25 protein-coding genes are annotated in these 22,317 nt (G+C 57.8%); 20 read left to right on the top strand and 5 right to left on the bottom strand.

Annotated elements, in window-relative coordinates; translation table 11 throughout:
* The first annotated feature begins 76 nt into the window (after positions 1-76).
* Entirely contained in the window at positions 77-544 is a 468-nt protein-coding gene (locus ACR0MQ_RS16075; protein ID WP_170477383.1) for a hypothetical protein, read from the top strand.
* On the opposite strand, the gene ACR0MQ_RS16080 is transcribed toward ACR0MQ_RS16075, so the two are convergent.
* The 4 genes from ACR0MQ_RS16080 to fsa all read right to left on the bottom strand — a co-directional run bounded on the left by ACR0MQ_RS16080 (position 529) and on the right by fsa (position 3,771).
* Positions 529-1,242, bottom strand: coding sequence for a CDP-alcohol phosphatidyltransferase family protein (locus ACR0MQ_RS16080; RefSeq protein WP_170477379.1), 714 nt, complete (start codon positions 1,240-1,242; stop codon positions 529-531). The two genes, ACR0MQ_RS16075 and ACR0MQ_RS16080, sit on opposite strands and share 16 nt — an antisense overlap.
* Before the next feature lie 54 nt (positions 1,243-1,296).
* Positions 1,297-2,217: a tyrosine recombinase XerC gene (locus ACR0MQ_RS16085; protein ID WP_170774841.1), complete on the bottom strand. Its 921-nt coding sequence runs from the start codon at positions 2,215-2,217 to the stop codon at positions 1,297-1,299.
* The gene (locus ACR0MQ_RS16090) at positions 2,214-2,921 is read right to left on the bottom strand and encodes a DUF484 family protein (RefSeq protein WP_170774839.1); all 708 of its coding nucleotides are present in this window, start codon (positions 2,919-2,921) and stop codon (positions 2,214-2,216) included. Before ACR0MQ_RS16090 ends, ACR0MQ_RS16085 begins: the two co-directional genes overlap by 4 nt.
* A gap of 196 nt (positions 2,922-3,117) precedes the next feature.
* On the bottom strand, positions 3,118-3,771 hold the full coding sequence (gene fsa / locus ACR0MQ_RS16095; protein ID WP_010438122.1) for a fructose-6-phosphate aldolase: 654 nt from the start codon (positions 3,769-3,771) through the stop codon (positions 3,118-3,120).
* Between the two features lie 88 nt (positions 3,772-3,859).
* Between fsa and ACR0MQ_RS16100 the strand changes: the two genes are divergently transcribed.
* The 4 genes from ACR0MQ_RS16100 to ACR0MQ_RS16115 all read left to right on the top strand — a co-directional run bounded on the left by ACR0MQ_RS16100 (position 3,860) and on the right by ACR0MQ_RS16115 (position 8,758).
* A complete protein-coding gene (locus ACR0MQ_RS16100; RefSeq protein ID WP_480609330.1) occupies positions 3,860-6,055 on the top strand; it encodes a primosomal protein N' in 2,196 nt (731 codons plus the stop codon).
* Between the two features lie 79 nt (positions 6,056-6,134).
* Complete coding sequence (locus ACR0MQ_RS16105) at positions 6,135-7,367, top strand: MFS transporter (RefSeq protein ID WP_480609332.1); 1,233 nt, start codon at positions 6,135-6,137, stop codon at positions 7,365-7,367.
* 68 nt (positions 7,368-7,435) lie between these two features.
* Positions 7,436-8,314, top strand: a complete 879-nt coding sequence (locus ACR0MQ_RS16110; RefSeq protein WP_480609334.1) for a 50S ribosomal protein L11 methyltransferase — start codon at positions 7,436-7,438, stop codon at positions 8,312-8,314.
* Between the two features lie 99 nt (positions 8,315-8,413).
* Positions 8,414-8,758 carry a hypothetical protein gene (locus ACR0MQ_RS16115; RefSeq protein ID WP_170477760.1) on the top strand — a complete coding sequence of 115 codons (345 nt, stop codon included), beginning with the start codon at positions 8,414-8,416 and terminating at the stop codon, positions 8,756-8,758.
* 113 nt (positions 8,759-8,871) lie between these two features.
* Here ACR0MQ_RS16115 and ACR0MQ_RS16120 read toward each other — a convergent pair whose 3' ends face one another.
* Positions 8,872-9,084 carry a DUF1127 domain-containing protein gene (locus ACR0MQ_RS16120; RefSeq protein WP_170477359.1) on the bottom strand — a complete coding sequence of 71 codons (213 nt, stop codon included), beginning with the start codon at positions 9,082-9,084 and terminating at the stop codon, positions 8,872-8,874.
* 332 nt (positions 9,085-9,416) lie between these two features.
* On the opposite strand from ACR0MQ_RS16120, the gene ruvC reads away from it, so the two are divergent.
* The 15 genes from ruvC to ACR0MQ_RS16195 all read left to right on the top strand — a co-directional run.
* Positions 9,417-9,914, top strand: coding sequence for a crossover junction endodeoxyribonuclease RuvC (ruvC, locus tag ACR0MQ_RS16125; protein ID WP_170781487.1), 498 nt, complete (start codon positions 9,417-9,419; stop codon positions 9,912-9,914).
* The gene (ruvA, locus tag ACR0MQ_RS16130; protein WP_260023067.1) at positions 9,911-10,588 is read left to right on the top strand and encodes a Holliday junction branch migration protein RuvA; all 678 of its coding nucleotides are present in this window, start codon (positions 9,911-9,913) and stop codon (positions 10,586-10,588) included. The genes ruvC and ruvA overlap by 4 nt, the downstream gene beginning before the upstream one ends.
* A gap of 4 nt (positions 10,589-10,592) precedes the next feature.
* Positions 10,593-11,612: a Holliday junction branch migration DNA helicase RuvB gene (ruvB, locus tag ACR0MQ_RS16135; protein ID WP_480609337.1), complete on the top strand. Its 1,020-nt coding sequence runs from the start codon at positions 10,593-10,595 to the stop codon at positions 11,610-11,612.
* A gap of 63 nt (positions 11,613-11,675) precedes the next feature.
* A complete protein-coding gene (locus tag ACR0MQ_RS16140; RefSeq protein WP_170545475.1) occupies positions 11,676-12,299 on the top strand; it encodes a hypothetical protein in 624 nt (207 codons plus the stop codon).
* Positions 12,296-12,679, top strand: a complete 384-nt coding sequence (ybgC, locus tag ACR0MQ_RS16145) for a tol-pal system-associated acyl-CoA thioesterase (protein ID WP_170545473.1) — start codon at positions 12,296-12,298, stop codon at positions 12,677-12,679. Before ACR0MQ_RS16140 ends, ybgC begins: the two co-directional genes overlap by 4 nt.
* Before the next feature lie 105 nt (positions 12,680-12,784).
* Positions 12,785-13,480, top strand: coding sequence for a protein TolQ (tolQ, locus tag ACR0MQ_RS16150; RefSeq protein WP_010438152.1), 696 nt, complete (start codon positions 12,785-12,787; stop codon positions 13,478-13,480).
* A 2-nt stretch (positions 13,481-13,482) separates the two neighbouring features.
* The gene (tolR, locus tag ACR0MQ_RS16155) at positions 13,483-13,953 is read left to right on the top strand and encodes a protein TolR (RefSeq protein ID WP_010438155.1); all 471 of its coding nucleotides are present in this window, start codon (positions 13,483-13,485) and stop codon (positions 13,951-13,953) included.
* 15 nt (positions 13,954-13,968) lie between these two features.
* A complete protein-coding gene (locus tag ACR0MQ_RS16160) occupies positions 13,969-15,072 on the top strand; it encodes an energy transducer TonB (RefSeq protein ID WP_480609339.1) in 1,104 nt (367 codons plus the stop codon).
* On the top strand, positions 15,069-16,388 hold the full coding sequence (gene tolB / locus ACR0MQ_RS16165; RefSeq protein WP_480609341.1) for a Tol-Pal system beta propeller repeat protein TolB: 1,320 nt from the start codon (positions 15,069-15,071) through the stop codon (positions 16,386-16,388). The genes ACR0MQ_RS16160 and tolB overlap by 4 nt, the downstream gene beginning before the upstream one ends.
* Before the next feature lie 86 nt (positions 16,389-16,474).
* A complete protein-coding gene (gene pal / locus ACR0MQ_RS16170; RefSeq protein ID WP_010438162.1) occupies positions 16,475-16,978 on the top strand; it encodes a peptidoglycan-associated lipoprotein Pal in 504 nt (167 codons plus the stop codon).
* 4 nt (positions 16,979-16,982) lie between these two features.
* On the top strand, positions 16,983-17,813 hold the full coding sequence (gene ybgF / locus ACR0MQ_RS16175) for a tol-pal system protein YbgF (RefSeq protein ID WP_170775036.1): 831 nt from the start codon (positions 16,983-16,985) through the stop codon (positions 17,811-17,813).
* Between the two features lie 29 nt (positions 17,814-17,842).
* On the top strand, positions 17,843-19,063 hold the full coding sequence (gene tilS, locus ACR0MQ_RS16180) for a tRNA lysidine(34) synthetase TilS (protein ID WP_480609349.1): 1,221 nt from the start codon (positions 17,843-17,845) through the stop codon (positions 19,061-19,063).
* Between the two features lie 77 nt (positions 19,064-19,140).
* Complete coding sequence (ftsH, locus tag ACR0MQ_RS16185; RefSeq protein WP_170477323.1) at positions 19,141-21,057, top strand: ATP-dependent zinc metalloprotease FtsH; 1,917 nt, start codon at positions 19,141-19,143, stop codon at positions 21,055-21,057.
* A gap of 95 nt (positions 21,058-21,152) precedes the next feature.
* Positions 21,153-21,728 (top strand): MOSC domain-containing protein, encoded by a 576-nt coding sequence (locus ACR0MQ_RS16190; RefSeq protein ID WP_480609343.1) that lies wholly within the window; start codon positions 21,153-21,155, stop codon positions 21,726-21,728.
* Positions 21,729-21,893: 165 nt separating this feature from the next.
* Positions 21,894-22,317, top strand: a 424-nt coding sequence (locus ACR0MQ_RS16195; protein WP_480609345.1) for a formate--tetrahydrofolate ligase, incomplete at its 3' end; no start/stop codon positions are given.

Consider the following 22,317-nt stretch of genomic DNA (forward strand, 5'->3'; position numbering starts at 1 on the left):
TCCGCACTTACCTGTTGCATTCAGAGCGACACGGCCCCAACCTATATCAAATAGTGAATTTGAAGGACCGAATTGCATGACCGGCCAGACAGATCCCGCCGTACGTAAGAAAGCCATTGTTGATCATTTGATGTCTTTGGAAGAACAGGAACTGGCAACCGCACAGGCGCATTATGATGCCTTTCTGAAGGATTCCCAACTGGATGACCGGGAAGGGCATGACAAGGATGATATTGCAGCATCACGCGAGAATGCCGATCTGGCCGCTGCCTTTGACGCGCCCGTTCATGCGCATCATGCAAAGATAGACGTGATCGAGAATACCGACTTCAGCCTCACGGACACGGTGCAGCCCGGCGCGGTGATCAAGTTCAACAATCGCCGCTTCGTCGTATGTGTCTCAACGACTCGGTTTGACGTGGACGGCAAAACCTACATGGGCATTTCGACCCAAAGCCCGATCTATCTGGCCATGGTCGGCCTGCAAGAAGGTGATGTGTTCACCCATAACGGGACTGAGTTTGAGGTTCAGGAAGTCTTGTAATCCCTGGCTTTGCGCGGTGGGATGATCTGCTGCGCTATTCCGGCTGAAACCAGATACAGGCTGGTGATCACCAGCCCCCAATGGGCCCAGCTTTCGGGGTGAAAATCGACCCAAGCAGCCCAGCCTGCAAAGAAGGTCCACGCAAAGGCCATCGGCAGCGACAAGGTGCGCCAACGCTCGGTTCGGACCGGGTGAATGAATTTCAGCGGCAGGAACATTGCGACTGACAGCAAGGTGACCAGCAGCAGGATGACCCCGAAGTTGGGCTCCAAAGCGAAGATCACGATGACGAACATGTTCCAGCAGCCCGGAAAGCCGGAGAAGGAATTGTCTTTGGTTTTCATGCGCGTATCCGCAAAATACATCGCGCTGGCAAAGGTGATGACGATGATAGCGAACCAGCCGGTCCAGCCATCCATCAGTCCTGATTTGAACAGGGCAAAGGCCGGGATGAACACATAGGTCAGATAGTCGATGATTAGATCCAGCAACACGCCGTCAAACTCTGGTGCGTTCTTTTTGACGTGATAGTGCCTCGCCAGCGGGCCATCGATTCCGTCCACGATGAACGAGACAACCAGCCAGAGATACATCAGGCTCCATTTCTCTTCGACTGCGGCCAACATGGCGAGCATTGCGAAAACGGCACCTGTGGCGGTGAAGAGATGAACGGAAAGCGCTTTGAATCTAAGTGTCATGGTGGTGTCATGACGGAAGCAAGGCGCAGATGCAAAGCAAAAAGGGTCTTTGCTTCAGGCTTTTGGGTGCGTGCGGTTGTAGACTTCCATCAACCGGGCCGTGTCGACCGCGGTATAGGTCTGTGTGGTCGAAAGCGAGGCGTGTCCCAAAAGCTCCTGAATCGCGCGCAGGTCACCGCCTGCTGACAGTAAATGGGTGGCAAAGCTGTGACGCATTGCGTGTGGGGTAGCAGTGGCAGGCAAGCCAAGCTGCATTCGCGCTTTGGCGACCACGGCCTGAATGATCCCGGGGTTCAGAGGGCCGCTCCGAACGCCTCGAAACAGCGGGGCATCAGGTGTTTGCGGATGCGGACATAGCCGGAGATAGCGATCAACTGCTGCCCTAGCGGCCGGAAGAACCGGCACGATTCGTTCTTTGCCACCTTTCCCTGAAATGCGCAGAGTATCCGGCAGGGGTGCATCCGATCCGGTCAGGGAAAGTGCCTCGGAAATGCGAAGCCCACAACCGTATAGGAGTGTTACAACCGCGACATCCCGGGCGGCAACCCAATCGGAAGATGATTGCAACTCGACCGTTTCGATCATGGCGCGGGCTGCGTCTTCGGCCAGAGGGCGCGGCAATTTCTTAGTAAATTTAGGCGCGCGTGTGGACAGGACAGCGGTCGGCTCGAACCCTTCGCGCTCAGCCAGCCAACGATAGAAGTTTTTGACCGCAGACAGTTTGCGCGCCAGAGATCGCGCGCCGACTTCTGAATTGCGCTGATCCGCCATCCAGGCCCGCATATCCGAGACGGTAATACGTTCCAGTGCTGCCAGCCCTTGGCGCTCGCTGTGATGCAGGGTCATGAAGGACAGGAATTCGGTCACGTCACCTCGATAGGCCTCGAGCGTATTCTCTGATCGCCCAGCGAGCGCCCCCAGACTGTCCAGCCAATGCTGCAAAGCATCGCGGCAGGCTGGGGAGATCAGGCTCATGACAACCAGTGGCGCATCGAGCGTTCAAAGACACCGGCAAAGAAGGCAAGAAGATCTGTGCCAAGCTGAGGTGAGAAATGCCGTGAGTCGTTGGCACCCATCACAATCATGCCGGGCAAGCGCCCCGCGCCGAGATCAAGTTTGAGGCAGGCTTCGGATTGCAGTTGATCGGCCTGTTCACCGTAGACTTGAGGGTTGGGATAGCGAATTTCGCGCAGCGTAACTTCGCGCGGTTGGCCATTGCGGTCCGAGGTCAGGTAACTGTCGATAAATCCGGGCTCGACCACGGTCAGAACACCACCAAGCTGGTTCACTACAGGATCGTCGCGCACGATAGTCGTTTCAAGAACCAATGTGATGTGATCGACGCGCAGGATCTCGGCCACGTCATTGCCAAGCGCGCGCAAAAAATCTTCGAATACTGTGGGTTCGAGAAGCCGGAGAATGGCACGATGCACCTGATTTGTGCCTGCCAGATTTTCGTAAGCTGCTGCGATGACTGAGCGATGGGTATCCTCAAGCCGATCGAGCCGTGCCTCAAGGCGTTGCATGGCGATGCCGCGCAGATCAACGACATTGTCACCGCGGGCTTGTTCATTTGCCGCCACAAGGGCTTGCATCAGGTCTTTGTCATCCAGCACTGCGTCAGGCTCAGCCAGAATCGCGGCGCGGAGATTGTCCTTGAGTTTAGGATCGCTGCTCATGTCCCGTCCGGTCGTTTTTTGTTTTGGCGGGCTTATAACACGGGTTGCCGGATTTGCCTTGGGAAAAATGCACGCGAAAGGCGAATTTCGTCGCTGCTGTGGCGGGAGCTCCCGCCAGCCATGCGCTGAATGAAATTCAGCTTTGGCCGTTGGGCCGGGCGCGGTGCCTGGCAGCACCGCGCGGCAACGCAAAGGATCAGAGAATTTTCTGACCTGTTTTGGCCCAGTCGGCCAAGAATGTTTCCAGACCTTTGTCGGTTAGTGGGTGGTCAGCAAGTTTCTTGATGACGCCCGGAGGAGCGGTAATCACGTCGGCCCCGATGCGTGCGCTATCGGTCACGTGGTTCACGGTACGGATCGAGGCGGCCAGGATTTCGGTTTCAAACCCGTAGTTGTCATAGACCTGACGGATATCTGCGATTAGGTCCATGCCGTCAAGGTTGATATCGTCAAGGCGTCCGATGAAGGGCGAGATGAAGGTCGCACCCGCCTTAGCGGCCAGAATCGCCTGATTGGTCGAGAAGCACAGGGTCACATTGACCATCTGGCCTTCGTCGGTCAGCGTTTTACAGGTTTTTAAACCCGCCCATGTCAGCGGTACTTTGACAGCAATGTTCGATGCAATCTTTGCCAGCTTGCGGCCTTCGGCGATCATGTCGTCGGCTTCGGTGGCGACAACTTCGGCCGAGACGGGGCCGTCGACCAGATCACAGATCTCTTTGGTGACTTCCAGAATGTCGCGGCCCGATTTCAGGATCAGCGAGGGGTTGGTGGTTACGCCGTCCACCATGCCCAGATCGTTCAGTTCGGCGATGGCGTCGATCTCGGCGGTGTCTACGAAGAATTTCATGAGGGCAGTCCTTTGATGGGTTGGCCTTGGTCGCGGATGGCTTTACCTCAAAGAGACCCATGCTGGAACCCCCCGCGAAGGATATGCCGTGAGCGCTAACGGATTTTTCGACGAAGGAGAGCTGGTTGCGGTGCTGACCACGCAACCGCTGGACCGGACGTTAGACTATAAAGCGCCCGAAGGCGGGTGCTTTCTTGGGGCGTTTGTCGAAGTGCCTTTGGGGCCGCGTAAAGTCTTGGGTGTGGTCTGGGGGCAGGGGCAGGGCGGTTTTGACCTGGCCAAGGCGCGGTCGGTGATCCGGGTGCTTGAAGTCGCGCCGATGCGCGAGGAGATGCGTGTGTTTCTGGGGCGCGTAGCGGATTACACGCTGACACCTATGCCCGCGATGCTGCGTCTGGCGACGCGCGCGCCGGGATTGGGTGATCCGCAGTCAATGCGCAAAGTTTATCGGCTGGGAAGCACGGAACCGGATCGGATGACAGACGCCCGAACACGGGTGTTGGAGGTGCTGCGGGATTACGGTGGGCTGGCGTTCACACTGAAAGAACTGGCCGAGCAGGCGGGTGTAACCTCCTCCGTGGTCAAAGGACTGGTCAAACAAGGCGCTGTGCGGGAAGAGGACAGCCCGCGAGATCTGCCCTATCCCCATCTGGACCCTGATCTGCCGGGGAAAGACCTGACCGAGGATCAGGCAAAAGCCGTTGCGCGGCTTCAAGCCGGGCAGCGCACGGGTGACTATGGGACGACGCTGCTGAAGGGCGTGACGGGGTCGGGCAAAACCGAGGTTTATCTGGAAGCCGTGGCCGAGGCGCTGCGCAAGGGGCGGCAGGCTTTGGTCCTTTTGCCCGAAATTGCTTTGACGGCGGAGTTTCTGACCCGTGTCGAGGCACGTTTCGGTGCGCGTCCGGCGGAATGGCATTCGGGCGCAACAATGACAGAACGCCGTCGGGTCTGGCGGATGGTCGGACAGGGGGCTGCTCAGCTGGTTGTGGGTGCTCGGTCGGCGCTGTTCCTGCCTTTCCGCGATCTGGGGCTGGTTGTGGTCGATGAAGAGCACGACACGTCGTACAAACAGGAAGATGGCGTGCATTACAGCGCGCGCGATATGGCAGTGCTGCGGGCTTCGATCTGCGGGGCGCGTGTGGTTCTGGCCAGTGCGACGCCGTCGCTGGAAAGCTGGGCGAATGCCAAGGCTGGGAAGTATGAGCGTCTCGACCTGACCGCACGCTTCGGGGCGGCGGTCCTGCCCGAGATGAAGCCCATCGACATGCGGGCCGAACAGATGCAGGCGGGGACTTGGATTTCCCCTTCGCTGCGGCAGGCGGTAGGGCAGCGGATTGAGCGGGGCGAACAGTCGCTGCTGTTCATCAACCGCCGTGGCTATGCCCCAGTGACGCTGTGCCGGGCTTGTGGCGAGCAAATTGCCTGTGACCATTGCGATGCGCGGATGGTGGAGCACCGGTTCCTCAAACGCCTGATGTGCCACCAATGTGGTGAGACCAAGCCGATGCCCGAGACCTGCCCCTCCTGCGGGGTTGAGGGCAAGCTTGCACCGGTCGGGCCGGGGATTGAAAGGCTGGCCGAAGAGGCCGAGGCAACGTTCCCTGAGGCCAAGATCGCTACGCTCAGCTCTGACCTGTTTGGTTCGGCTCGGGCCTTGAAGGCCAAGATCGAAGAGATTGCCGAGGGCGATGCGGATATCATTATCGGGACGCAACTGGTGGCGAAGGGGCATAACTTTCCCAAGCTGACACTGGTGGGAGTGATCGATGCGGACCTCAGCCTGCACGGGGCCGACCTGCGCGCGGCGGAACGAACCTTTCAATTGATGCGGCAGGTTGCGGGCCGGGCAGGCCGTGCGGATAAACCGGGGCAGGCGTTGCTGCAAACCTTCCAGCCTGTGCATCCTGTGATCCGGGCGATTCTATCGGGCGATGAAGAAGGGTTCTGGACGGCTGAAGCCGCTGGGCGTCAGGCCGCTGGGGTGCCGCCTTACGGCCGTATGGCCGGGATTGTCCTGTCGGGCCCCGAGGTTGGGCCGGTCTTCGATATCGGCAATGCCATGGCGCGCAACGATGCACCGCTGCGCGACGTCGGGGCGCAGGTGTTTGGCCCGGCTCCGGCCCCCATCGCGCGCATACGTGGCCGTCACCGCGTCCGGCTTTTGGTCAAAGCCCCGAAAGGCGCGCCTATTCAGGACGCCATCGCCCGCTGGATTGCCCCATTGAAGTTGAAAGGCGATATCCGCCTGGCCGTGGATATCGATCCGCAAAGCTTCTACTGACCCCTGCATCAGTGCAGAGCCACTGTGCGCCAGCCGCTTTCCACTCGCCAAAAGGTGCAAATGGGCGTAAGGCAACCTCATGCTGAAACCCATGCCCTTGTCTGAGGCGCAGAGTCTTCCGCTCTGGCGCCGTCCTATGACGCTCTTGTTCGTGATGGCGTTGACCATGCCGATCGCGTTCAACGCGTGGAGTGCGTTGCTGAACAATTTTGTCATTGAGGCTGCGAATTTTGACGGGGCGGATATCGGTCTGTTGCACACGGTGCGCGAAATTCCGGGGTTTCTGGCCGTCGGTGTTATCGCAGTGATCATCTTCATCCGCGAGCAGGTTCTGGCCATGATCTCGTTGATGATGCTGGGCGCTGCAACTGCGGTGACTGCGTGGTTTCCAAGCCTTGGCGGTCTGTTGTTTGTCACTTTGTTCAGCTCAATCGGGTTTCACTACTACGAGACGGTGAATCAGTCGTTGCAACTGCAGTGGTTGCCCAAGGATCGTGCGCCACAGATTTTGGGCTGGCTGGTTGCGATGGGTTCGGCTGCGACGGCTGTGGTCTATGGCTTGATCGTGTTGACATGGGATCGGTTCGATCTGTCTTACAACTTCGTCTTCATGGCTGCTGGCGGCGTAACCGTTCTGCTTGCGCTGTTTTGTCTGATCGCATTTCCGCAGTTCGATTCGCCAACACCCCAGACCAAAAAAATCGTACTGCGCAGACGTTACTGGTTGTATTACGCCCTGCAATTCATGGCAGGCGCGCGGCGTCAGATTTTCATCGTTTTTGCGGGCTTCATGATGGTTGAGAAGTTCGGGTTTGAGGTGCACGAACTGACCAGCCTCTACCTCATCAACCTGATGATCAACATGGCCGCAGCGCCGATGTTGGGCAAAGCAGTTGCCAGATTCGGGGAACGCCGCACGCTGATCTTTGAATATACCGGCCTTGCAATCGTATTCGCAGCCTACGGTGGTATCTATTGGTTCGGATGGGGCGTTTTGCTGGCGGCAATATTATATGTGATCGATCATGTTTTGTTTGCGCTGGCACTGGCACTGAAAACATACTTCCAAAAGATCGCCGATCCGGCAGATATTGCACCCACTGCGGCCGTTGCCTTTACTATTAACCATATCGCGGCGGTGTTCCTGCCTGCGCTATTGGGTCTGCTTTGGGTCATTTCACCGGGCGCCGTATTTGGTCTTGCCACTGCGATGGCGATGGTGTCGTTGGGCTTGTCTCTTCTGATCCCACGGCATCCGGAGGCCGGGAACGAGACAATCCTGTCGAAATACGCCACTGCACCCGCCGAGTAGTCACCGGCGCTTGACCTCGGCGCCGCGCCGCCCTACGCGCAGGGGCAGCTTGAGACAGGAGGCCCCCCATGCCCACATTCACCGCACTGACCACCCTGACCGGCAGAGTAGCAGCCGAAGGTCTGGGCGAGGCGATGGAACGTCTGAACCCGGAGCCCACCGGTGTGGGGGTGTTTGAGGTCGAGGATGGCTCGGGCCTATGGGAGATCGGCGGGTACTTTACTGAAGCACCAGACGAGACCGCGTTGGCCGTTTTGGCAGCCGCATTTGAGGCCAAGCCATTCGTCGTCTCAGAGCTTCCCGAAACTGACTGGGTTGCACATGTACGTCGCGAACTGGCCCCGGTCGAAGCAGGACGTTTTTTTGTTTATGGCAGCCACGACGCAGACAAGCTGCCCGATGGTCGTATTCCATTGTTGATTGAAGCCGCGATGGCCTTTGGCACGGGGCATCATGGAACGACCTTAGGATGTCTCAAAGCTCTGGACTTTCTTCTGGATGAAGGCTTCGTGGCCACCAAAGTTGCCGACATCGGTTGCGGTACTGCCGTGCTGGCGATGGCCGCGGCTCGGGTTTGGGATGGCGATATCATCGCCAGTGATATTGATGAGGTTGCTGTTGATGTGGCCGAGGCCAATTTGAAGGCAAACGGTATGGCAGGAGCCGTGAAATGCGTCGAAGCTGCGGGGTTCGATCATTCCGACCTGAATGAACATGCGCCTTATGACCTGATATTTGCAAACATTCTCAAAGGACCCCTGGTCGCGCTTTCACCAGAGATATCGGCGAATCTGCGGGTAGGCGGACACGCAATCCTATCGGGAATCCTCAATGAACAAGCTGATGACGTGCTCACAGTTTATATCCAAAATGGCTTAAATCAGGTGCGCAGGAGTGAGATTGGTGAGTGGACGACGCTAATCTTAAGCAAACGGGGCGAAAGCTAGGCCATTTGCGGGAGTTTTGTGGATTTTCGCCACGTTTTTGTCGCATTCTTCTTTTACCGTCATTGGACGCAATCGGGGGGCGGTTTTTTGGAGGCTGCCATGACTGGAAAACAACTGGAATTTGATCAACGCGTTACGCGCTTGAACAAAAAGCATCAAAAACTAAGCCGTGGGTATCGTGCGACCATGCGGTCGGATGGGCTGGTGGTGATGAAGCCGCAGCGCGTGCGCTCGGCAGTTCCGGCCAAGGTTTTACTCATGTGTGTGGTGGGCTTCTTTGGTTTCAAAGCTTTCCTTCTGTCCCATCTGGGCCCGTCTGCCTACGACACGCGCGTGGATGCCTTGCACCAAGGCACTGCAGTTGAACAAGCTGGTGCATGGATCATGCAAGCCGATCCTGTGACTGCATTCTTCGCCACCCAATTAAACAAGGTAATGTTCTAGCCTAAGTTTGAACGCCCTCCTCAATCAAAAACACCGCGTGTCTTGAGGCACGCGGTGTTTCTGTTCGCCCCACAGGGAGGAAGTAGGGGCTTATTTGGAGCAGTGACAATTTGTTATCGACGGCCCTCGGCGACTTCGTCGATGTCGCCACGGCACAAGCCGATATCAGCCAGTTCACGATCGGTCAGACCGTTCAGCGCGTTGCGTGTTACACGGGCGTCATTCCATTCGACTACGGTGCTTACAACCGATGCGAAAGTCGCGCCGATACGGCCGACGAGGCCGAATGAGCCAGTGGTGGTGCGGGTGGTGTCCAGTGCAGCCATATCCTGTTTCCTTCTGGTTTGTGTTAAACTCTGATCTTGCGATCTGAGCGGCATCTAGTGATCTCAATCTTGCCGCGCAAGCGCTGAAATTGCATGTGTCCTATGCGTTTTTTGCAATGCTCAGTATCTCTGAAAGCCCTTTAAATCATTGGTTAATTTTCCTTAATATCGAGGTCGAAAATGAACCAGCCCGTGTCGCAAATGAACCCGGGAAGACCAGGGGCGACACAAATGTCGTTTTTCACCCTGCGACCATTTTGCTTGGAAAATGTTCACGCTTCGTGCTAATCGATGGAAAAAGATCACGTAAACCCGAGCAGGCCGAAGCAAACATGCGAATTCTGGGCATTGATCCGGGTCTAAGGACCCTGGGATGGGGCGTCATCGAATCAACGGGCAGCCGCCTGAGCCACGTCGCCAATGGCTTGTGTAAATCCGATGGTGATGATTTGGGAGAACGGCTTTTGTCGCTCCACAACCAGATAGTCGAGGTTATCGCTGAACACCGGCCCGATCAGGCGGCCATCGAACAGACCTTTGTCAACAAAGACGGAGCAGGAACCCTGAAGTTGGGGCAGGCGCGGGGTGTTGCGCTATTGACCCTGGCACAAGCCGGTCTGCCGGTGGGTGAGTACGCCCCCAACCGGGTCAAGAAAACTGTGGTGGGTGTCGGCCACGCCGAGAAAGAACAGGTGTTGCACATGGTTAAATTGCAACTGCCGGGTTGTTCGCCCAAAGGGGCGGATGCAGCGGACGCTTTGGCGATTGCGATTTGTCACTCCTACTATGGCTCCGCTCCGCAGGCTCGGTTGAAAGAGGTGCGTGCATGATCGGCAAACTCACCGGACGACTGGACTATCGCGCTGCTGATCACGTTCTGATCGACGTACGCGGGGTCGGGTACATCGTATATTGCTCAGATCGGACCATGGCGGCTTTGCCCGGTGTGGGTGAAGGTGTATCGATCTACACAGACATGGTTGTGCGCGAAGACCTGATGCAGCTTTACGGCTTTCTGTCCTTGGTAGAGAAGGAATGGCACCGTCTGCTGTGCTCGGTTCAGGGCGTTGGCGCGAAGGTCTCGTTGTCGATCCTTAGTGCGCTGGGACCGGATGGTGTCAGCCGTGCGATCGCCTTGGGCGATTGGGGTGCGGTCAAGGCAGCCAAGGGTGTCGGACCGAAGACGGCACAACGGATCGTGTTGGACCTGAAGGACAAAGCCCCAGGCGTGATGGCTATGGGTGGCACTGTGACCGAAGCAATGGAGGGTCCCGCTCTGGAGGTCATCGACGCGGGTGAGCCTGCGCCCGCGCCGAAACGAGCGGTAAAACCGGCCTCAGGCGCTGCTGCTGCTTCTGCGGGCGCGCTTTCGGCGCTGGGCAATCTTGGCTATGGCCCATCCGAGGCGGCTTCTGCTGTCGCTGAGGCAGCGGCCAATATGCCCGATGCGGGTGAAGCCGATCTGATCCGCGCCGCGCTGAAACTGCTGGCTCCGAAAGGGTAAGTTAATGGTAGACGCCGATCCCGCCTTGCGCCCCGAGCCGATGCCGGAAGACAATGATCGCGCCCTGCGCCCTCAGGGCCTTGATGAATTTATCGGTCAGGCCGAGGCACGCGCGAACCTACGCATCTTTATCCAGTCGGCCCGCCAGCGGGGTGAGGCGATGGACCATACACTGTTCCATGGCCCCCCGGGATTGGGGAAGACCACGCTGGCGCAGATCATGGCGCGTGAGTTGGGAGTGAATTTCCGCATGACCTCGGGGCCGGTTCTGGCCAAGGCGGGGGATCTGGCGGCTATCCTGACCAATCTGGAAACAAGAGATGTGTTATTCATCGACGAGATTCATCGTCTGAACCCGGCAGTTGAAGAGGTGCTTTATCCAGCGATGGAGGATTTCGAACTCGATCTGGTGATCGGTGAAGGCCCGGCGGCGCGGACGGTGCGAATTGAGTTGCAGCCTTTCACGCTGGTCGGGGCGACCACACGCATGGGGCTATTGACGACCCCACTGCGGGATCGCTTTGGTATTCCAACCCGGCTGCAGTTTTACACGGTCGATGAGTTGCATGAGATTGTCACACGGAATGCGCGGAAGCTGGGCGCACCTGCCGACGATGAAGGCGCGCGCGAAATTGCGCAACGGTCACGCGGCACACCGCGGATCGCCGGTCGTTTGCTGCGGCGGGTCGTGGATTTTGCCATTGTCGAAGGTGATGGGCGGATTACCCGCGAATTGGCGGATGGAGCGTTGACCCGACTGGGTGTCGACAATCTGGGTCTGGACGGGGCCGACCGCCGGTATCTGAAGCTGATTGCCGAGAACTATGCTGGTGGTCCGGTTGGAATAGAGACGCTATCGGCGGCGTTGTCGGAAAGCCGGGATTCGCTGGAAGAAGTGATCGAGCCCTATCTGTTGCAGCAAGGATTGATCCAACGCACCCCGCGCGGACGGATGCTGGCGCAGAAGGCATGGACGCATTTGGGGATGGCTGCGCCCAAAGGGCAAAGCGATCTGTTTGGTTGAAGCAGCTCGCAAGAGATTTTATGCCTCTACTGAGAGTATTTTTCAGAAGATGAAGGTTCAAGCGTGACTCCGGAAGAGATCCAAGCGCTGTTCACGCGCGAAAACGGTGAGTTTTTGTTTGCGCGCTGGGGGCGGCCCATCGCGCCAATCGTATTCGGTGTCGAGGATGAGACACTCGCGACCGTCAAAGGCGCGTTTGAAGCGGTCGTCACTCTGGCCGGTCATAAGATGACCGAGACGGACCCTGAGCTGGGTGCCAACTGCATGGTCTTCTTCTTCCGAGATTGGCAGGAGTTGTTGGAAGTTCCTGACCTGGATCGCCTGATCCCGGATTTGGCTCCATTGGTCGAGCGATTGGTTGCCGCTGTTGCCAATCAGTATCGCATTTTCCGGTTCGAAGAAGATGGCGCAATTCGCGCGGCTTTTGTGTTTCTGCGCATGGACAAGGAGATGTCCAAGGTCCCGGCGGAAACACTGGCGCTCAGCCAGGTGGTGCAGACCATTCTGCTATGGTCCGATACGGCATTCCGTAGCGCGTCACCTTTGGCCATCGCAGGTGACGCAACGATCTTACGGCCTGATATTGCCGCCTTGATCCGCGCCGCCTACGATCCGGTTTTACCCGGGGCAGCGCAGGATTCCTCTCATGCGTTGCGTCTGTTTGCCCGATTGGAACAACCGCAATGAAACATGTTTACCCGGTTCGCGTGTATTACGAAGACACCGACATGGGCGGGGTAGTCTATCACGCGAATTACCTGAAGTTCATCGAACGCGCCCGGTCCGACTGGGTGCGCAAGCTGGGCAACGATCAGAACGCGATGCGGGATGCGGGTATTGTCTGGGTCGTGCGGCGGATCGAGGCGGATTATCTGGCTGCTGCGCGCTTCGAAGATGAATTGGTGGTGGAAACCGAGATGGTTTCACTATCGGGTGCGCGGCTGTCGATGTCGCAATTGGTTAGGCGTGGTGAAACCGAGATATTTCGTGCCGCGGTCACCGCGGTTTGCATGAATGCGCAGGGTAAGCCCGTGCGCCTTCCGGCAGAGATTCGCGCATTGATGTAACATTTTCACCCTCAGGGGTGGTTCTGTTGGCTTTTCCCCTCCATCTGCGTTAGCGTTTGGCAAAACAAGGCCAAATGGCCATCAGGCAAAACAAAGAGCAGGTTCATGGAAGCTGAAACGCTGGCGCTGGCGCAGGAGATCGATTTCTCCATGTGGGGACTGTTTGCCCGTGCGACTTTTATCGTCAAAATCGTGATGCTGATCCTTTTGATCGCATCCTTTTGGTCTTGGGCGATCATCATTCAAAAGCTGATCAATTACCGGGCGGCGCGTCGTGAGGCTCAGGTGTTTGACGAAAGCTTTTGGTCAGGGAATCCTCTGGACGAGCTGTTCGAGAAGATTGGAACACAGCCGGATGGCAGTTCTGAGAAGATTTTTGCTGCCGGGATGATCGAGTGGCGCCGCTCGCATCGTAACGATGGCGGTTTGATCGCCGGGGCGACCGCGCGGATTGACCGCTCGATGGATGTGGCGATCGCGAAAGAAGCCGAAGGGCTGCAAAAAGGACTGCCCATTCTAGCCACGGTAGGTTCGACTGCACCATTTATCGGCCTGTTCGGCACCGTTTGGGGCATTATGAATGCCTTTATCGAGATTGCCGAGCAGCAGAACACCAACCTCGCTGTTGTGGCCCCCGGTATTGCCGAGGCGTTGCTGGCCACAGGCCTTGGTTTGCTTGCTGCCATTCCGGCTGTGATTTTCTACAACAAGCTCAGCGCCGACAGTGATCGGATCGTAGGCGGTTACGAAGCATTCGCCGATGAATTTGCAACGATCCTGTCCAGGCAGTTGGATAGCTGACGATGGGTGCGGCGGTTCAGCAATCCTCGGGTGATAATGGACGCCGGCGCGGGCGGCGTCGCGGCCGTGCCCAGCCGATGGCCGAGATCAATGTGACGCCATTTGTGGATGTCATGCTGGTGTTGCTGATTATCTTCATGGTGGCTGCCCCTTTGCTCACCGTTGGTGTGCCTGTTGATCTGCCAAAGACGGCCGCAAGCGCCTTACCCGGTGACAACGAAGAACCATTGACTGTCACTTTGACGGCAGACGGCCGAGTACAGATCCAGACAACAGATGTGCTGCGCGAAGAGCTGATCGGCAAGTTGCGCGCCATTGCGGCTGAGCGCAGCAGTGATCGAGTGTTCCTGCGTGCTGACGGTGCTATCCCATATGCGCAGGTAATGCAGGTCATGGGTGCGCTGAATGCAGGCGGGTTCTCCAACGTGGGTCTTGTAACCGATACCGGCGGGCCAACGCTGGACGAAGGGTGAGAGTGAGGTCGCGCGGTGGAGACCGGCACCAAGATTTCGGCAATTGCGCATGTCAGCCTGATCAGCTGGGCGCTGTTCGGAGGGACCTTCCGGTCCGAGCCGTTGCCGATGGCAGTGCAGGATGTCACCGTGATATCGTCTGAGCAGTTTGCGGCAATGACCGCCCAGCGGGAGGCACCAGAGGTGCCGACTGACCCGGCTGAATTACAACAACCCACAGAGCCGGACGAGATTGATACGCCGGAACCAGCACCGGAAGAACAGCCAGAGCCGGAACCGGTTGCCCAGCCCGTGCCGGAACCCGAGCCTGAGGTGGAGCCCGAGGAGGTAGAAATACAGCCCGAACCTGAGCTGATCGAACTGCCCCCGACGCTTGAACAGCCCGAGCCCGAGGTGGCGGCGCTTCCGGTTCCTCCAGGTCCCGAGGCGGAACCGAGCCCCGCAGATAAGATCGCACCTGAACAGATTGCACCACCCCCGCCGGAGGCGAAACCGGATGACATTGAGACCCCTCCCGTCTCTTTGGATGAGGGTGCTGAGGTTCAGCAAGAGCAGCAGAACCAGACTGCTCCTGAAGAAGCCGCGCCCGAGATCGTTACCGAGGCGGAAGAGGTCGAGGACCCGGCTCCCCGCACCTCGCCCCGCCCGCGCGTGCGTCCGAACCGTCCGGCGCCACCACCCGAGCCTGAGGTTGCCGAAGCACCTGAACCCGCTCCGACAGAACCCGCGCAAAATGATCAGGCAATCAACGACGCGCTTGCTGAGGCGCTGGGGAATGGTACCGAACCTTCGGGTCCTCCACTGACCAGCGGCGAGAAAGATGCGATGAGGGTTGCCGTGTCGCGGTGTTGGAATGTCGGATCTCTGTCGACGGATGCGCTGGAAACTATCGTCGTCGTTGGGTTCTCGCTTACCCGGGACGGTAAAGTGGTCGGTGGCAGCCTGCAGTTGCTGGACAGTACCGGCGGCTCGCCCGCTTCGGCAAAACAAGCCTACGAGGCAGCGCGGCGCGCGATTTTACGCTGTGGCGCCAAAGGATACGACCTGCCTGCTGACAAATACGATCAATGGCAGGATATTGAGATTACCTTCAATCCCGAGAGGATGCGGATCAAATGATGAAACTTCTGACCAGCCTCTTCGTTGGCCTGACCCTTCTTTCGACCTCGGCCTATGCCCAGAGTGGCCCGCTGCGCTTGGAAATCGATGAAGGGATCATCGAGCCGATGCCGTTTGCGGTGCCGAGTTTTGTGCCGGATGGGCCTTCTGCGGCACAATTCGCTCAGGATATATCGCGCGTGATCGTGTCGGACCTGACGGGAACGGGCCTGTTTCGCGAAATCTCATCGGATGCGTTCATCAGCCGGGTCAGCAGTTTTGATGCCCCGGTGCAATTTGCTGACTGGAAAGCAATCAACGCGCAGGCATTGGTGACAGGCGCGGTCAATGTTTCGGGCAAACGGCTGACGGTTCGGTTCCGAGTGTGGGACGTATTCTCGGGTCAGGAACTGGGCAATGGGTTGCAGTTTGCCGGCACCACCGACGGCTGGCGTCGGATGGCGCATAAGGTGGCCGATCAGGTATATACCCGGATCACCGGTGAGGGTGCTTATTTTGATAGCCGGGTTGCGTTCGTATCGGAAAGTGGCCCGAAGGATCAGCGGCGCAAGCGGTTGGCGATCATGGATTATGACGGCGCGAATGTGCAGTACCTGACTGACAGCGCCGCCATCGTGCTGGCGCCGCGCTTTTCGCCGACCGGTGACCGGCTGCTGTACACCAGCTATGAAACCGGTCAGCCACGCATCTACGTGCTGGATGTCGGTCGCGTGAAACGGCAGGAATTGCCAACGCAGGATGGCACCATGAGCTTTTCGCCGCGCTTTTCGCCCGATGGTCGCTCGATTGTTTATTCGCTGACGCAGGGCGGAAACACGGATCTGTGGAAGATGGATCTGGCCTCGGGTCAAAGTGTGCGGCTGACAAACACACCTGCGATTGAGACCGCACCCAGCTATTCGCCGGATGGTGGCCAGATCGTGTTCGAGAGCGACCGCTCGGGCACTCCGCAGCTTTATATCATGCCCGCCAACGGCGGCGAGGCGACGCGGATCAGTTTCGGACAGGGACGCTATGGCACGCCGGTCTGGTCTCCGCGTGGTGACCTGATTGCCTTTACCAAGCAGAATAAGGGCCGCTTTCACATCGGCGTTATGCGCACCGACGGCAGTGAAGAGCGTCTTCTGACCGCTTCTTTCCTAGACGAAGGTCCCACCTGGTCACCGAACGGGCGGGTCATCATGTTCACCCGCGAAACACAAGGCGCGAGCGGTCGATCGACGCTTTACTCTGTGGATATTTCGGGAAGGAACCTGCGTCCTGTGCGAACGCCGGATGGGGGTAGCGACCCGTCTTGGGGACCACTGCAGAATTGATCGGAACAGGCAGCAGGTAAAGTTCACAACAAACCCGCAATGTGATAGAAGCGCGGCAATAAACAACGAAACACGAGGCACTTGAGATGAAACTGTTGAGCAAAGCCGCGGCTATCGGGGTGCTGACCCTGATTGCTGCCTGTACGAATAACGATCCGTCGGCACTGGGCGGAGGTGCCGGTGGCAGCGGTGCTCTGGTTCCGGGGTCTCCCAGTGATCCGCGCTCGCCAGCTTATTTCCAGCAGACAGTCGGCGACCGGGTTCTGTTTGCCGTCGACCAGTCAACGCTCAGTCCGCAGGCGCAGACGGTTCTTCAAGGGCAGGCAGACTGGCTGCTGGCCAACCCGGATTTTGTCGCCAACATCGAAGGCCACGCGGACGAGCAGGGCACGCGCGAATACAACCTTGCGCTTGGCGCTCGTCGCGCAAACGCAGCTCGGGAATATTTGATCTCGCGCGGAGTTGCGGGCAACCGATTGACCACCGTCAGTTATGGCAAGGAACGCCCTATCGAAATTTGCAGCACCGAGGATTGCTATTCCAAAAACCGCCGCGCGGTGACGGTGCTGACCGGCTCAACCTTGGGGTAAGATGATGCGATTTGCAGGATTGGTTCTGGCGGCGGTTGTGGCCGTCGCTGGTGTGGCACAAGCACAAGATCAGCAAACTTTGGCGGATATCCGTCAGGAACTGACCGTGCTTCATGTGGAAATCCAGCGTCTCAAGCGCGAGTTTTCGACCACAGGCTCGCCCGCGCCGAACCTGTCCGGCAGTTCCGTTCTGGAACGTGTCGACGCGATCGAGGCCGAGTTGCAGCGTCTGACGCGCCAAACCGAGCAGTTGAACCAGCGGGTGCAGAATATCGTCACCGACGGTACGAACCGGATTGGTGATCTGGAGTTCCGTCTGGTTGAGCTTGAAGGCGGAGACCTGAGCACATTGGGCGAAACCTCCACACTGGGCGGTGAGACACAAACGGAAGTTGCGGTAGCTCCTTCACCAACGCCGACGCAACCCTCGGACACGGATCAAGGTGAACTTGCTGTGGGTGAGCAGGCGGATTTTGACGCTGCTTCACAGGCATTGGCGGATGGGGATTTCCAAACCGCAGCCGATCTGTTTGCGCAGTTCGATCTGTCTTATCCCGGTAGCCCGCTGGCGAGTCAGGCTAATTTGCGGCGCGGGCAGGCGCTTAAAGGGGTGGGTGATACCCGGGAAGCTGCACGCGCGTTCTTGGCAAGTTTCACAGGCGATTCCGAAGGCCCCCTGGCCCCCGAGGCTTTGTTCGAGTTGGGCGCAGCGCTTGGACAATTGGGTCAAACAGATCAGGCCTGCATTACACTCGGCGAAGTTGGTGTGCGGTTCCCGACCTCGGCACCAGCGGCTTCGGCCGTGCAGGAAATGGCAACGCTGGGCTGTTCTTGAACATTGACGCCGATACGCTTCGGGCTGAAGTGCGGGCGCGCTTGCCGGATCCGCTACCATGCCGGCTGGGTGTGGCGGTTTCAGGGGGCAGTGATTCGACTGCCCTCATGCGTTTGTTGGCGGACATAGCACAGCAAGAGCAATTGGAACTATATGCGGCAACGGTCGATCATGGATTGCGGCCTGAATCAGCCTCGGAAGCTTTGGCTGCCGCGGCACTGGCGCAGCGCTGGGGTATCCCTTATGAAATACTGAAATGGCAAGGTTGGGACAGAGCCGGTAATCTGCAAGATCAGGCGCGGCGTGCGCGATATCGACTGCTTGTCGCCTGGGCCAAGGCCAAAGGGTTGCAGGCAATCGCACTGGGTCATACCGCAGACGATCAGGCCGAAACCGTTCTGATGCGGTTGGCGCGCGCAGCGGGCGTTTCAGGCCTTTCAGCAATGTCCGGGTCGCGCAAAGAAGAGGGGATAGCCCTATTGCGCCCATTGCTAACCACGACACGTGAGCGCTTACGAGACTATCTGACTGCGCAAGACATTTCTTGGATTGATGACCCCTCGAATCAGGACCAGCGCTTTGATCGGATCAAGGCGCGTCAGGTTCTATCCGGGTTGGATCAGATCGGCATCACCGCAGCGAACTTATCAAGGGTTGCTGAAAATATGGCACAAGCGCGTGAGGCTCTGGCACGCTACACGCAGGAATCCGCTGTCAGATGCATCCAGGTGTCGGATGGCGATTTGTGTCTCGACCGCGGTGATTTCGAAACTTTACCCGAGGAAATTCGCCGGCGTTTGGTGATTGCGTCTGTCTTGTGGATTGCTGGCGCTGGCTATCCTCCGCGTCACAACGCGGTGGACCAAGTGATGGATGCGATCTCTTCTGGCCAGACGACGACGCTCGGGGGCTGTATCCTGGTTCCAGAAGGCAAAAAAACTTGGATTTGCAGAGAGCTAAACGCCATCAGGGATCAATGCGCACGACCGCTTGAACCATGGGATCGCCGCTGGATCGTATCTGGTCCAAATCATGCAGATGCTGAAATTCGGGCGCTGGGTGAAGATGGAATTCGGCAGCTCGAAAATTGGCGCTCCACAGGCAAACCCCGTACTGTAGTGTTGTCGACACCCGCCGTTTGGGCTGGTGATACGGTTTTGGCGGCACCTTTGGCCAGTTTTGCGAATGAATGGTGCGTCGAATTGCTGCCAGAAAGGTCTGACTTTGCGGCTTTGATTTTATCGCATTGAACCTGCCACAATCCTCTCTATTTTAAGGGGTAACTCCGGCAGGTCCCCACCTGCCGAAACCTTTCGGGAGATTTTCCTTGGGCAACGCTCGCAACATCGCCTTCTGGGTCGTTCTGTTTCTACTGATCCTTGCACTGTTCAACCTGTTCAGCGGACCCAGCGGGTCGCTTCAGGGCAATGAAAAAACCTATTCTGATTTTGTGTCCGCCGTTGAAAGTGGTGAGGTCAACAAAGTCACGCTGGACGGTGAGCAGATTCGCTACTCGACTCAGAACGGCGCCAGTTACACTACGATCAAACCCACCGACGCCGAGGTTACCAAGCTGCTGATCGACAAAAACATCCCTGTTGAGGCTGTGAAACAGCAGCAGTCAGGGTTCCAGTCGTTCCTGATCACATTGCTGCCCTTCCTGCTGCTGATCGGTGTCTGGGTCTATTTCATGAACCGGATGCAGGGTGGCGGCAAAGGCGGCGCGATGGGCTTTGGCAAATCCAAGGCTAAGATGCTGACTGAAAAGCATGGGCGCGTAACCTTCGACGACGTCGCCGGCATTGATGAGGCCAAGGAAGAACTGGAAGAGATCGTTGAATTCCTGCGTAACCCACAGAAATTCTCGCGCTTGGGTGGCAAGATCCCAAAAGGTGCGCTGCTGGTTGGCCCTCCAGGGACCGGTAAAACGCTGCTGGCCCGCGCGATCGCGGGTGAGGCGGGCGTGCCGTTCTTCACCATCTCGGGTTCAGACTTTGTCGAGATGTTTGTGGGTGTAGGTGCATCCCGTGTGCGCGACATGTTCGAACAGGCCAAGAAGAACGCGCCATGTATCGTGTTTATTGACGAGATCGATGCCGTAGGTCGCCATCGTGGCGCGGGTTATGGCGGTGGTAACGATGAGCGCGAACAGACGCTCAACCAGCTTCTGGTCGAGATGGACGGGTTCGAGGCCAACGAAGGTGTGATCATTCTAGCCGCGACCAACCGTAAGGATGTGCTGGACCCTGCGCTGCTGCGTCCGGGCCGGTTTGACCGCAACGTGACTGTCGGCAACCCCGACATCAAAGGCCGTGAGAAAATACTGGGCGTGCACGCGCGCAAGACACCTTTGGGTCCCGATGTCGATCTGCGCATCATCGCGCGTGGTACACCCGGCTTCTCGGGTGCTGATCTGGCGAACCTCGTGAACGAGGCCGCGCTGATGGCCGCTCGTGTGGGTCGCCGCTTTGTCACAATGGAAGATTTTGAGAACGCCAAGGACAAGGTGATGATGGGCGCCGAGCGCCGCTCGATGGTGCTGACCCAGGATCAGAAAGAGAAGACGGCTTATCACGAGGCCGGTCACGCCGTCGTTGGTCTGGAATTGCCGATGTGCGATCCCGTATACAAGGCGACCATTATTCCACGTGGTGGAGCGTTGGGTATGGTTGTGTCCTTACCCGAGATGGATCGGTTGAACTATCACCGGGATGAGTGCGAGCAGAAACTGGCCATGACCATGGCAGGTAAGGCGGCCGAGGTGATCAAATACGGCGAAGATCACGTCTCGAATGGCCCTGCAGGCGACATCATGCAGGCCAGCCAATTGGCGCGGGCTATGGTGATGCGCTGGGGTATGTCGGACAAGGTCGGTAACATTGACTATGCCGAAGCCCACGAAGGCTATTCGGGCAATACTGCCGGATTCTCAGTATCGGCTCATACGAAAGAGCTGATTGAGGAAGAGGTGAAGCGCTTGATCCAGCAAGGTTATGAGCGCGCGCACCAGATTCTGACCGAAAAGAACGAGGAATGGGAACGCCTGGCTCAGGGTTTGCTCGAATACGAGACGCTGACCGGAGATGAGATCAAGCGGGTTATGAATGGAGAATCGCCAAGTGAGAGCGATGACGAAGGCGATAAGCCAGATGAGGGCAACGCGCCAAGCGTCACCGCGATTCCCAAAACCAAGGCTAAGAAGTCTCCACCCGAAGGTGGCATGGAGCCTGAACCCTCAGCTTAACCAGACAGACCCGGGCGTTGCTCGGGTCTTTTTTCTTTCCATCACATCACCCGCATGTTCTCTATGACCCACAAGGCGAGAGGGTGATGTAGGAAATGCCGATACTGCGGAAAATGGAATACGCTGCCGAGGTTGTCTGGTTGGGTCACGTAGTGGTTGGTGGCGCTATTAGCGCACAGGCGGTCGAAGCGCTTGATCTCGAATTCGAAGGCGACCGGGGTGCACGCCATGAGGGGCATACCCGGGCGTCGTGTTCGCGGGTCAGGGACCTGTACCCGAACGGCACTGAGATAAGGAATGTGCGTCAGCTTTCTGTTCTGTGCGCTGATGAACTGGATGTGATCGCTCGTGATATGCGGCTGGATGGGCTTGATCCCTCTTTGCTGGGTGCAAGTATGGTTCTCAAAGGGATCCCGGATTTTACCCACATACCGCCAAGCTCTCGGCTGCAGGCCGAGGGGGGCTTAACCATCACCGTTGATATGGAAAACCGCCCCTGTGTCATGCCAGGGCGTGAAATAGAGGCCGTTTCCCCCGGTTATGGTGCATTATTCAAATCTGCGGCACAGGGCCGCAGAGGCGTGACGGCCTGGGTCGAACGGCCAGGCAAAGTGCGAATAGGCGATTGCATGTCATTGTTTGTACCGGATCAACGTCCTTGGTCACCTTGAAAACATAAGACCTCTATAGGTAATGCCCGAAATGGATCGAAGCCGTTTCACGGCTTGATTATGTCGGAATCTGTGTTCACTAAGGCGCTGCACCATCGTAAGGACTGCATAGCGCCGACTCCCGCGCGTCGGCCGTGCACGGAATTCAATCAGGGACCCGACCCAATGAGCTATAAATCCGATATTGAGATTGCCCGTGAGGCAAACAAGAAGCCGATTCAGGAGATCGGTGCCAAGCTGGGCATTTCCAGTGATGATCTGCTGCCCTACGGCCACGACAAGGCGAAAGTCAGTCAGGAATTCATCAATTCGGTTCAGGACCGCGAAGATGGCAAGCTGATCCTGGTCACGGCGATCAACCCGACCCCTGCGGGTGAAGGCAAGACGACCACTACAGTTGGTCTGGGCGACGGACTGAACCGCATCGGCAAGAACGCGATGATCTGTATCCGCGAAGCCTCGCTTGGCCCGAACTTCGGCATGAAGGGCGGCGCTGCGGGTGGCGGTTACGCGCAGGTTGTTCCGATGGAAGAGATGAACCTGCACTTCACCGGTGACTTCCACGCGATTACTTCGGCCCACTCGCTGC

Source organism: Ruegeria sp. AN6, from assembly GCF_056540425.1.